Origin of the sequence: Cocleimonas sp. KMM 6892, from assembly GCF_035798195.1 — a bacterium.
Taxonomy (GTDB): domain Bacteria; phylum Pseudomonadota; class Gammaproteobacteria; order Thiotrichales; family Thiotrichaceae; genus Cocleimonas; species Cocleimonas flava.
In genome coordinates this window covers 288,878-300,309 of the sequence record NZ_JAPFBV010000001.1, presented here as the reverse complement: position 1 = coordinate 300,309, position 11,432 = coordinate 288,878, and the positions used below count along the sequence as shown (strand labels likewise).

Genomic DNA, 11,432 nt, shown 5'->3' with positions numbered 1-11,432 from the left:
GCCAATATAACGATGTGTACATAAATTGCTTATTTTCTACAATGTCAAAAAATGTCCACATAAAGTTGTCACGTGTGTCTCAAATGCATAGCTAGATGTGCTTTTATCGCCAATATATTGCATGGCACAAAAATTGCTTTGTATTTAATAGATAACTATTTTAAAAATAATTGAACGCTATGCCATTAGAAACAAAAAAAACAAATCTAGAGATGTTTCTGGGTCAAAACCAGATACAAAATCTAGACTCGCGATACTATTTCTATGGTATTTCGGTTGCTTTTTTCATCATATTCCCAATGTCGATGTATCGGTTTTATACAAATGATTTCGTCATAGGTATGTTTGACCTCGCTATATCTTTATTACTGCTTTCTTTAAGTATTAGCATTTGGCGCCGTAAAAAAGTTCAGTATGTAAACTATGTCGTGTTTGGTATTAGCTCCATTTTTATGTTGATTATCGTTTCGGTAAAAGGCATCAATAGTTTTATGTGGATTTTTGCGTTTGTGGGAATAGGTTACTACACCATAAATAAAACCGTCGCATTAGCCTCTAGTATCTTATTGTCTTTAGCTTCTACGCTGATTGTCATAGACCAGATAACGACCGAGTTTCTTGTTAGTTATTACCCGGCGCTTATCTTGTTGAATATCTTGCTATATCTTGGTGCGTCTAAATCAGAAAACCAGCAGAGTCTATTGTTTGAATTGGCAACTATTGATAGCTTAACGCGGGTTAAAAACCGCTTGGCATTTAATGAAAAATTAGATGATTTAAGTGCCAGTCTCAGCAGAAGTAATCAAACGGTTTCTATTATGATTCTGGATATTGATCACTTCAAAAAAATCAACGATACCTTTGGCCATGCAGAAGGTGACGAAGTATTAGCCGTCTTTGCCAAGCTGATTAAAGCGAGTATCCGAAGCTCTGATTCTGTTTACCGTTATGGTGGCGAAGAGTTTGTTGTTCTTGCGTATAACTCAAATTTAGACAGTGCTGCAAAACTGGCTGAGTCTATTCGAGAGAAGGTAGCTGCTTTTCCATCTCTGGCAAAATACGATTTGACAGTATCCATCGGTGTGACTGAAATTCCCGCAAAAGATGAAAACGCAACGAGCTGGTTAGACAGAGCAGACGAAGCGCTGTATCTGTCGAAAAAACGCGGAAGAAATAAAGTATATCTAGCGTTACACGATGAGACTAGCCATACGGATAGCTATCAGGAATACGCAAAGTATTTCAATCTTGAATCGTCACTTGAAAATAAGGATGAAAAAATAGTTAGCTTGAATTCCTATAAAGCCTAATTAGGAAAAGTTGCTTAAGCAGGCGTGTAATCTTCAGCATCTATAAACACTATTTTTAAAGGCTAAAATACACCCCCCCACTTTGAGGCGTTTTTTTATTATTGGGGTTTGTTACTCGGTTAAATAAGCATCATTTTATATGCTATTGTATGCTTGATTTTTATTGCAGATATCGACTAATAGTATTTTAGGATTAATCAAACATTAAATCATCGTCCGTTAAATCTCCCCGATTGCTTATATTATTTGGAATTATCCTCGCCTCTTTGGCGTTGATGACAGCCTATAGTTACGCCAAAAAAAGCGCTGAGACGGAACTGCAAACAACGCTTCAAAGACAACTTCTGCTGATCGTTAATAAACTTCAAATTACGCTTGGAAGGCATCTCTATCTACCTTCTTTGCTTTCCAATAATAATGAAATAATAGATTTTTTAAAAACCACTGAGTCGACTGAAGCATTTAAACGTGGTCAGGAAAGCATTAACCTCTCATTGGAACATATTAATAATATATCAGGGACAACGACGATATTTTTGATGAATTCTGTGGGTAAGGTGGTGTCGTCAAGTAATTGGGCGGATAAAAATTCACTCATCGATAAAGATTATTCGGATTGGCCTTATTTTGCTCAGGCAAAGCACAATATTCTAGGGCGTTACTTTACCTCGCAGACTGAAAATAACGAACGTTATTATTTCTTCGCCCGGTCTATTCAAGTGAATAAAAAAGTAATTGGAATTGTGGTTGTGCAAGTGCCGCTGAGTGACCTTGCTTTTAACTGGACCGCGGCTAATGTCGACTTTGTCGTGACAGACAATAACGGCATCATATTTTTAAGCAGCAAAAGTGAATGGGATTTAAATGCGATATCCGATGTTGACTTGAGTGTCGTTAAAAGAAATAAACGCTACCAGTATAAAAAAGATATCAAAACGCTGAATAAAGAGAGTTTTGATTTGAAAGACGAAGGCTTTCAAATCGTAAAACTGCTCGATAAAAAATACCAAATGTTAACTAAAAACATGGATATGGCTGGCTGGGATGTCAGGGTGTTGTCAGATTATTCGATAGCGGAAAAAGCAATTTCCAGAAAAATGCTGATCAGTGCCATTTTGATTTTATTGGTAACAGCACTTGCCGGTCTGCTAATGAAAATACAAAATCAGCGAAAAGATTTTCAACAGCGGGCGACTGAAGAATTAGAAAACAAAGTGGCAGAGAGAACGCAGGCGTTAAAAAAGTCTCAGGAAGATTTAATCCAGGCCGCAAAAATGGCTGCACTAGGAGAGCTTTCTACAGGCATTACGCATGAGATCAATAATCCGCTCTCTGCGATCAGGGCTTATGCTGATAATGCCAGTCAGTTTCTGCAAAAAGATCGACTGGATATGGTGGGTCAAAATCTCACTGAAATCACCAAACTTACTGAGAATATGGCGGCGATTACAGGTCAGCTAAAATCGTTTGCGCGTAAAAGCAAAGGCCAATTAAAACCCGTGAATATAGATGCCTCAATCGACAGAGCGATCGCTATCGTAAACTCTAAAATTGTCAGTAGTGGCACCAATATAAATTACAAAATTAACACTCATGACCCCAAGAAAATGGTATTGGCGGATGAGGTTTGGTTGAGCCAGATATTGGTTAATCTCATCAGTAATGCTATTTCTGCCACCAGCGAGAAATCCGAGAGAAATGTATGGATTGATGTGACAGAAAAGGGCTCAGCGGATAAGGTTTTGAAAGACAACGATGAGGCATGTAATCACGAATATTGTATCGAAATTAGTGATAACGGCACTGGCATTGAGGAAAGTAATTTATCTCGTATATTCGAACCCTTTTTCACCACAAAGCACACCTCCAAGGGGCTGGGTCTTGGTTTGTCTATATCATTTAATCTGGTAAAAGATATGAATGGTTCACTTGATGCTCGTAATCGTAAAGGTGGTGGTGCATTATTTACACTTTGTTTACCTGCGGTTGATACGCAGACTGAAAGCGATTTTTAACTATGAATTCACCTACCGTATTACTTATCGATGACGAAGAGACTGTCAGGCAGTCAATCTCGCAGACATTACAGCTTGCTGATATAAAAGTGGAAGCCTTTAGTTCTGCTAAAGAGGTATTGCCGTTGCTCTCGACGAGTTTTAACGGGGTGGTCTTAAGTGATATCCGTATGCCCGAAATGGATGGTTTGGAGTTTTTAGACCATAGTTTGGCGATAGACCCCAAACTTCCCGTTATCCTCATTAGCGGTCATGCCGATGTTTCTACTGCGGTAAATGCTATTCGTAAAGGTGCTTATGATTTAATTGAGAAGCCTTTCTCTAATATTTTATTGGTGGATAAGATCAATCGAGCGCTTAATCAACGCGAATTAAGCTTAGAAAACCGCTTGTTAAAAGAAGAGTTAGCCAGTCAGAACCATCTTGGACCTAGAATTATTGGCAAAGCACCCAAGATACTAAAACTGCGCAAAATGATTACAAGAATTGCCGATGCAGATACCGATGTATTGATCATGGGTGAAACCGGAACCGGCAAAGAATTAGTGGCCCGTTCATTGCACGAACAAAGTAAGCGTCGTGATAATCACTTTGTCGCCATCAATTGTGGTGCGATTCAGGAGCAATTGCTCAACAGTGAATTATTTGGCCACGAAGCAGGGGCGTTTACCGACGCAAAACAGAAACGCATTGGTAAATTTGAGCATTCAAATGGCGGAACCTTATTTCTGGATGAAATTGAAAGCATGGCGCTTACAACTCAGGTGCCCTTACTCAGAGTATTGCAAGAAAGAAGTATCGAGCGCTTAGGGTCAAACAAATCCTTACCTCTGGATATTCGTGTGTTAGCAGCCACAAAAGTTGATTTGAAAACTGCTGCTGAAAAAAATGAATTTCGACAAGATCTCTATTACCGTTTGAATGTCGTCACACTAGAGCTGCCACCATTGCGCGAAAGACGGGAAGATATACCGATGCTATTTCAACACTTTGTATTAGTGGCAACGGCGAGAACCAAAAGGGAAATGCCTATACTCGACTCTAAAGCGGTGAAAGTACTGTTAGAGCATGACTGGCCGGGTAATATCAGAGAATTAAGAAATATTGCCGAGCGCTATGTGCTACTGGGTGAGAGTGTTGGATTTGAGCTTCAGGAGATCATGCAATCGAATGCTTCAGAGGAAGGTTTAAGCCTCGCAGAACAGGTTGCCGGGTTTGAGAAAAGTGTGATTGAGCAAACGCTCATAGAGCATAAAGGTAACCTTGGTAAAGTCATGGAAGCGCTGCAGCTACCCAGAAGAACCTTGTCCGATAAATTAGTAAAGTTCGATTTAGAGCGAAAAAGTTATTTAAATTAACTAAAAGCGCTATCACAAAATAATCATTCTGATATACAGACTGAAATAGGCGGTTTTCCGCCTATTTTTTTCTGTGGATGGCGAACATTCGCCAGTTTTACTACTATAATTTATACCACATAGGGATAAATTGAGATTTCGTAAAAACTAAATTCTTACGAATCAGGCAGTTATCTATCAAACACAAGTAGCACTTTCCAGTAGCGAAAGTTGGCACACTCTGTGCTATATAAAACCTGAACTCATTTTTTTGTTCAGAGAAAAATAATTTTATTCAATAGGAGAAAAACATGCAAAAAGCATTATTAGGTTTAGCCGTTGCATCAGCGATGGTGCTTACAACTTCAGTAGCACAGGCAAAATGTGATCCAGGCGAGATGGTAATCAAATTCAGTCACGTTACCAATACTGATAAGCACCCTAAAGGCATAGCAGCAACCCTTCTTGAAAAACGCGTCAATGAAGAAATGAATGGCAAAGCATGTATGGAGGTTTTCCCAAACTCAACGCTTTATGATGATAATAAAGTATTAGAAGCGATGCTCAATGGTGATGTTCAATTAGCAGCGCCGTCATTATCAAAATTTGAAAAATTCACGAAGAAATTCCGTATTTTTGATTTACCGTTTGTATTTGAAGATGTTGATGCAGTTGATCGTTTTCAAAACTCTGAAGATGGTGAGAAGCTAAAGAATTCAATGACTCGTCGTGGTCTTAAAGGTTTGGCTTTTTGGCATAACGGTATGAAGCAGTTTTCTGCTAATAAGCCTTTAATTAAGCCGGAAGATGCGAAAGGTCTTAAGTTCCGTGTGCAGGCTTCTGATGTATTAGTTGCACAGATTGAGCAGCTAGGCGCATCACCACAAAAAATGTCTTTTAAAGAAGTGTACGGTGGACTACAAACCAAAGTAATCGATGGACAATCAAATACCTGGTCGAATATTTACGGTAAGAAATTCTTCGAAGTACAAGATGGTACAACCGAAACCAATCACGGTATTCTTGATTATTTATTAGTAACTTCAAGCAAATGGTGGGATGGACTTCCTGATGATGTACGTACTCAACTGGCAACTATCATAAAAGAAGTAACAGAAGCACGTAACGCTGAATCAACGAAAGTGAATAACGAAAATAAAGCTAACGTGATCAAAGCTGGTGGTGAAGTTCGTACTTTAACCCCTGAGCAACGTCAGGCTTGGGTTGATGCAATGAAGCCAGTATGGAAGAAGTTTGAAGGCGACATTGGTGAAGACCTAATGAACGCTGCTTTAAAAGCAAACCAAAAGTAAGGTTTGTTTTGTAGATAAATGTAGTTACTCAACGGTCAGTATATCTGGCCGTTGTTTTATCAAATTTTAATCAACCTTTTTATAAAACTATTTATAAAAAGTTAGTTTCTCTCACTCTCAAAATCATAGGTCCAATTATGACTCCTGAGCCGACTTCAAAGATCGGACAAATAGTGGATAGTATCGAAGAAACCAGCATAGCAATATGTTTGGGTTTGATGACACTAATCACTTTTGCGAATGTTATCGCGCGGTATATTTTTAATGGCAATATTTTATGGGCCTTGGAAATAACCGTATTCTTATTTGCCTGGTTGGTCCTTATGGGCGCTTCATACGCCGTTAAAAAACATATACATATAGGCGTAGATGTCGTCATCAATGCGGTTTCACCGGGTGCTCGTAAAGTACTGGCATTACTGGCTTGGGCTTCTTGTATGGCATTTTCCATTTTGTTATTAATTGGCTCCTGGGATTATTGGTATCCATTTATTACTGAACGAGCCTGGTTAGAAACTCAGGACATTCCGATGCCGGAAATGTTTATGTTTTTGGCTGATTGGCTTAATGAAGGAGAGAAGTACGAGAAGATACCTCGCTTTATTCCTTATATGGCTCTGCCTTTGGGCATGGCTTTAATTACCTTCCGCTATTTGCAGGTGGGTTGGAAAATTTATCAGGGAGATGTCAATAAATTGATAGCCGCTCACGAAGTTGAAGACGATATAAAAGAACTTGAGAACGAAGCAGCTGGAGGAAAAGACTAATGGATATTTTAATACTTTTCCTGATGGTAATCGGCTTCATGCTAATCGGTGTACCGATTGCTATTTCACTGGGTCTCTCCAGTATCATATTTTTACTCATTCATTCCGATGCATCTTTAGGATCGGTTGCGCAGACCTTATTTTCGGCTTTCGAAGGGCACTATACGTTGCTCGCGATACCCTTCTTTATCTTAGCCTCGGTGTTTATGTCCACCGGTGGTGTGGCGCATAGAATTATTCGTTTTGCTATTGCTGTGGTGGGGCACTTCCGCGGTGGTTTGGCAATGGCATCTGTTTTTGCCTGTATGATGTTTGCCGCACTCTCAGGGTCATCGCCAGCTACGGTTGTGGCAATAGGTTCTATTGTAATCGCAGGTATGGTTCAGGTGGGTTACACCAAAGAATTCGCGGCGGGCGTTATCTGTAATGCGGGTACTTTGGGTATTCTTATTCCGCCTTCAATCGTGATGGTGGTATACGCTGCTGCGACTGACGTATCGGTGGGAAGAATGTTCCTCGCTGGTGTTATTCCCGGCTTGATGGCTGGCGGAATGTTGATGATTGGTATTTACATTGTCGCTCGCTGGAAAAACCTACCTTCACAGCCATGGGCAGGTTGGGGTGAAATAGTTTCTGCCGCGAAAGATGCAATCTGGGGGTTAATGCTGATCGTTATAATCCTTGGTGGTATCTACGGAGGCATCTTTACGCCGACAGAAGCTGCAGCAGTTGCGGCGATCTATGCATTCTTGATTGCTAACTTTGTCTATAAAGACATGGGACCTTTTAAATCTAAAGGTAAAGGCGGAGTCATGTTGTTATGGCGTGGTCTTTCGGTTTTCTGGCATAAAGATACCAAGACCAGTCTGTTAGAAGCGGGCAAATTGACGATCATGTTGCTGTTTATCATTGCGAATGCATTGATATTAAAGCACGTACTTACCGAAGAACGTGTTCCACAAATGATTACCGAAGCCATGTTATCTGCCGGTTTCGGTCCGATTATGTTTTTGGTTATTGTAAATATATTATTGCTTATCGGTGGTCAGTTCATGGAGCCATCAGGACTTCTTATCATTGTTGCTCCGTTGGTTTTCCCGATTGCGATAGAGTTGGGTATAGACCCGATTCACCTCGGAATTATCATGGTGGTGAATATGGAAATAGGTATGATCACGCCGCCAGTGGGGCTTAATCTATTCGTAACCGCCGGAGTTGCAGGCATGTCGATGCTCAACGTGGTTAAAGCGGCAGCACCTTGGTTGTTGATTATGTTCATCTTCCTGATCATCGTAACTTATGTTCCATCTGTTTCAACATGGTTGCCAACGATGTTTATGGGGCCTGAGATCATTACCAAGTAAGTTGATATCTTTATTTGATGATCTAAATAAAGATAAAAAAAGTGCTTAAAAGTAGGGGGGTGTGATTTTTATTAATCACGCCCCTTTTTTTTATCCATACGTTTATGAGAAGAGTTAAGGCGCGAAACGATTAATAACCGTTAGGCTAACTCACTGAGATTGCAGAAGCTTTTATTGTAAACTATCCTCATGTTTACCATGATCAATACAATGACCTTTCTACTTTGCGGTTTCTCAGTAATCAGCGCGCTGGTGTTGATATTCACGCATTTGGATACCAACACCAATCACTATCAAGGTAAGTGGTTATCCAAAGCTGCAGGCGTTGTGTTGCTATTGGGTTTAGCGTCGATGCAATTGATTCATTATGACTTTCTGGCGAATCAGGGAAATATGGTGAATTCCCGGTTTTATGTCTTTTTACTGTTTATCGTTTCGCCCGCTTTTTACTTTTTTATCCGTGATGTTTTACGGGTAGAAAATAGCTACCAACCGATACAGTTATTGCATCTGTTGCCCGCGCTCATTTCGCTATTGATACCTTCAAGTACTGCCCAACTATTCGCCTTTGTATTTGGTACAGGTTATGTGATGTGGCTGGCTTACAGTATTTATTCTTTAAGAGCACAACGCTCACGCTTTAAATTAGAATTACTGGCGCTATTCGCGATTGGCTTGCTCGCTATTCTGGTATTAATCATTGGTGTGTTAATGCCCGTTATCAGCGATTACGTTTTCTACACGAGTTATGCCTGTTTGCTTGGCCTGAGTTTTGTGGTGATTATTTTCACCTTATTACGTTTTCCCGACATTACTCAGGAAGTCGCCGAAGCAGCGGAAGCGGCATACGCTACCAGTACGCTGAATAATCTGGATAGCGAAGCGCTGGTGCTTAAATTACGTCAACTACTAGAAGTGGAAAAGCTCTACGTAGAAGATGGTTTGAGTCTAGCTTCGCTTGCTGAAAAAATGGGTATCAGCAACCATCAATTGTCCGAATTAATTAACACACGATTCAAAAAGAGTTTTTCTCAATTGCTGAGGGAATACCGAATTACTGAAGCAAAGCGATTACTCCTTGATGAGCCTAACGCGTCGGTGTTATCCATCGGCTTATCCACAGGGTTCACTTCACAATCAAACTTCTATACCGCCTTCAAAGAGATCACAGGAATGGCGCCTGGTAACTATCGCAAGACGCAAAAAAAGCATCATTGATCTTTGTTCAATCCTAAGTAGTGTTAAAAAACCTGCTATAAGTAGGGGGGTGGCTTTTAAAAAACACACCGTAATGCATTCTATATGAAGGAGAAAATAACTATGCCGATGAATCCAATTAGCTGGTTTGAGATTTATGTCGATGATATCGCCAGAGCAACACAGTTTTATCAGACAGTCTTCGCGGTAAAGCTCGAGAATCTGGAAGACCCAACAAATTCTGAAGACGATATGCAAATGATGGCCTTTCCGGCAGATATGGAAAGTTATGGCGCGTCGGGTGCGTTGGTGAAAATGGATGGCTTCCCTGCTGGTGGCAATAGCACTATCGTGTATTTTGCCTGTGATGATTGCAACGTCGAAGAGTCACGCGTGGTTGGTGCTGGTGGAAAAATCCAACAGCCGAAAATGTCTATTGGAGAATTTGGGTTTATTTCACTGATTGTGGATACCGAAGGTAATATCATAGGTTTGCATTCGATGAGTTAATTCTTTGATTGATTTGAGGATATTGTATTGAGGATAGTGATATGGACTATATAGATGGATTTGTCGTGGCAGTCCCGAATAAAAATAAAGACGCCTATATACAACACGCCACCGAAGCAGCGGCTCTATTTAGAGAATATGGCGCGTTAAACGTCGTGGAATGCTGGGGTGATGACGTTCCTTCTGGTGAACTCACCTCGTTTCCCATGGCGGTTCAATGTAAAGAAGACGAGACTGTGGTATTTTCCTGGATTGTCTGGCCATCCAAAGACGTCAGGGATGCAGGTATGGAAAAAGTCATGAAAGACCCACGTATGGATATGCAGGAAGGCTCAATACCGTTTGATGGTAGCCGCCTTATCTTTGGTGGGTTTCAACGGGTGGTTAACGAATAGTTCTGGTATAGCCGCGAAGTAGCAGTAGTTTAATCGCGGTGAGATAACCTCAAAGACCAGTGCATTTCATTGGGATAAAAAAGTGCCCCAAAGCCGGGGGGTGTCAAATTATTTACACCCCCCACCTTTGAGGCACTTTTTTCTTTATTGATCTATCGATTCGTTTTTTGTTCTATCAAATTCAGTTACATCAATTCAGTCACATCAATTAAGCTATACCAAATTAATAAACCCGATATCAAGGGCGTTGTGCCGTTATCGTTTTACCGTTGCTGCCTTTCAAGACTAAAAAGCCTTCTGAGTTGAAAGAAAAATCATCCACTGAAGCGATCGCATTCAAGAACTGTATTTCCTGACCGTTTACTTCTGGCTGACAGGCTTTTTTGGTTACCGCTAACTTGCCTATGCTTAACTTTCCATTGTGTATTTTGTAATCTCCCGAGTAGTTATTACAGCCAGAAAGCCCACTTATTTTGCCGTCCGCAGCAAATGTTAGATTAGTTTCCGAGTTGGCAATGACGCCTGTGCCGTTGATGTTGTTGACTTCCCAGACGACACTGATGAGGTCCAGAATGCTATCTCCTGCAGTGACTGGTTTTACTTCTATCATCATGATTTCATCAAGGGTTTGTGAGGTCTTTGCTGCATCAACTGGGTTATTGGTATCGGTTGTCCACAGCAAGCCATCATCTTTTCCACGAATTTCAGCACGAACGGCATATTGCTCATTCGCCTTCAATTGGTCTTTTGGCAAACTAAATTCATAGTTAACGGGAATGCTAAGATCCGAAAGATCGAAAACAAGCTCTTCCATATTGACTGAAGAAGCATCGGCAAGTGAGACATTATTTAACCGCACATACAGTTTAGATTCTGCCGGTGGTGTCGCACTTTCACTGTAATTGACACTGCCGCTAATGGTGGCGTTTTCTACTTTGGCTACGCTTTCTTTTTGTGTCGCACTCTCATTTTGCGTCGCGTCTTCTTTTGGCATTGCGCTTTCTTTTAGCGACGCGCTTTCATCTGACTTCTTATCGTTATCCGAACAAGCGCTGATCAGCAATGCCGCTATAAATAGAAGTGAAAGTAACAGTGGGTTTTTAGCTTGATTCATTCATTCAATCCTTTGAAATGATTATATGTATTGACCTTTATATAACAATGCGAGCTTAAAATAGTTTCAATAAATCGAAAACATTTTTTAATATTTTTTTTCGTTCGATT

General features: G+C 40.5%; 10 protein-coding genes. 9 read left to right on the top strand and 1 reads right to left on the bottom strand.

Features of this window, described 5'->3' with window-relative positions:
- The first annotated feature begins 179 nt into the window (after positions 1-179).
- The 9 genes from OO007_RS01390 (at position 180) to OO007_RS01350 (ending at position 10,208) form a co-directional block, all read left to right on the top strand.
- Entirely contained in the window at positions 180-1,310 is a 1,131-nt protein-coding gene (locus OO007_RS01390; protein ID WP_131904247.1) for a GGDEF domain-containing protein, read from the top strand.
- Positions 1,311-1,543: 233 nt separating this feature from the next.
- The gene (locus OO007_RS01385; RefSeq protein WP_325807446.1) at positions 1,544-3,325 is read left to right on the top strand and encodes a sensor histidine kinase; all 1,782 of its coding nucleotides are present in this window, start codon (positions 1,544-1,546) and stop codon (positions 3,323-3,325) included.
- 2 nt (positions 3,326-3,327) lie between these two features.
- Positions 3,328-4,683 carry a sigma-54-dependent transcriptional regulator gene (locus OO007_RS01380; protein WP_325807445.1) on the top strand — a complete coding sequence of 452 codons (1,356 nt, stop codon included), beginning with the start codon at positions 3,328-3,330 and terminating at the stop codon, positions 4,681-4,683.
- Between the two features lie 290 nt (positions 4,684-4,973).
- Positions 4,974-5,975, top strand: a complete 1,002-nt coding sequence (locus OO007_RS01375; protein ID WP_131904244.1) for a TRAP transporter substrate-binding protein — start codon at positions 4,974-4,976, stop codon at positions 5,973-5,975.
- Positions 5,976-6,112: 137 nt separating this feature from the next.
- Positions 6,113-6,742, top strand: coding sequence for a TRAP transporter small permease (locus tag OO007_RS01370; RefSeq protein ID WP_131904243.1), 630 nt, complete (start codon positions 6,113-6,115; stop codon positions 6,740-6,742).
- Positions 6,742-8,106, top strand: coding sequence for a TRAP transporter large permease (locus tag OO007_RS01365; protein ID WP_131904242.1), 1,365 nt, complete (start codon positions 6,742-6,744; stop codon positions 8,104-8,106). Before OO007_RS01370 ends, OO007_RS01365 begins: the two co-directional genes overlap by 1 nt.
- Positions 8,107-8,316: 210 nt before the next feature.
- Positions 8,317-9,324 carry a helix-turn-helix domain-containing protein gene (locus OO007_RS01360; RefSeq protein ID WP_325807441.1) on the top strand — a complete coding sequence of 336 codons (1,008 nt, stop codon included), beginning with the start codon at positions 8,317-8,319 and terminating at the stop codon, positions 9,322-9,324.
- 102 nt (positions 9,325-9,426) lie between these two features.
- Positions 9,427-9,813: a VOC family protein gene (locus OO007_RS01355; RefSeq protein WP_325807440.1), complete on the top strand. Its 387-nt coding sequence runs from the start codon at positions 9,427-9,429 to the stop codon at positions 9,811-9,813.
- Between the two features lie 41 nt (positions 9,814-9,854).
- A complete protein-coding gene (locus OO007_RS01350; RefSeq protein ID WP_325807438.1) occupies positions 9,855-10,208 on the top strand; it encodes a DUF1428 domain-containing protein in 354 nt (117 codons plus the stop codon).
- Between the two features lie 238 nt (positions 10,209-10,446).
- On the opposite strand, the gene OO007_RS01345 is transcribed toward OO007_RS01350, so the two are convergent.
- Entirely contained in the window at positions 10,447-11,322 is an 876-nt protein-coding gene (locus OO007_RS01345; protein ID WP_325807435.1) for an META domain-containing protein, read from the bottom strand.
- Between the last annotated feature and the right edge of the window lie 110 nt (positions 11,323-11,432).

What these genes read in the sequence shown, in the direction of transcription:
- OO007_RS01390 (WP_131904247.1), top strand. Translation starts at nt 180, where the DNA reads ATGCCATTAGAAACAAAAAAAACAAATCTAGAGATGTTTCTGGGTCAA.
- OO007_RS01380 (WP_325807445.1), top strand. Translation starts at nt 3,328, where the DNA reads ATGAATTCACCTACCGTATTACTTATCGATGACGAAGAGACTGTCAGG.
- OO007_RS01375 (WP_131904244.1), top strand. Translation starts at nt 4,974, where the DNA reads ATGCAAAAAGCATTATTAGGTTTAGCCGTTGCATCAGCGATGGTGCTT.
- OO007_RS01370 (WP_131904243.1), top strand. Translation starts at nt 6,113, where the DNA reads ATGACTCCTGAGCCGACTTCAAAGATCGGACAAATAGTGGATAGTATC.
- OO007_RS01365 (WP_131904242.1), top strand. Translation starts at nt 6,742, where the DNA reads ATGGATATTTTAATACTTTTCCTGATGGTAATCGGCTTCATGCTAATC.
- OO007_RS01360 (WP_325807441.1), top strand. Translation starts at nt 8,317, where the DNA reads ATGACCTTTCTACTTTGCGGTTTCTCAGTAATCAGCGCGCTGGTGTTG.
- OO007_RS01355 (WP_325807440.1), top strand. Translation starts at nt 9,427, where the DNA reads ATGCCGATGAATCCAATTAGCTGGTTTGAGATTTATGTCGATGATATC.
- OO007_RS01350 (WP_325807438.1), top strand. Translation starts at nt 9,855, where the DNA reads ATGGACTATATAGATGGATTTGTCGTGGCAGTCCCGAATAAAAATAAA.
- OO007_RS01345 (WP_325807435.1), bottom strand. Translation starts at nt 11,322, where the DNA reads ATGAATCAAGCTAAAAACCCACTGTTACTTTCACTTCTATTTATAGCG.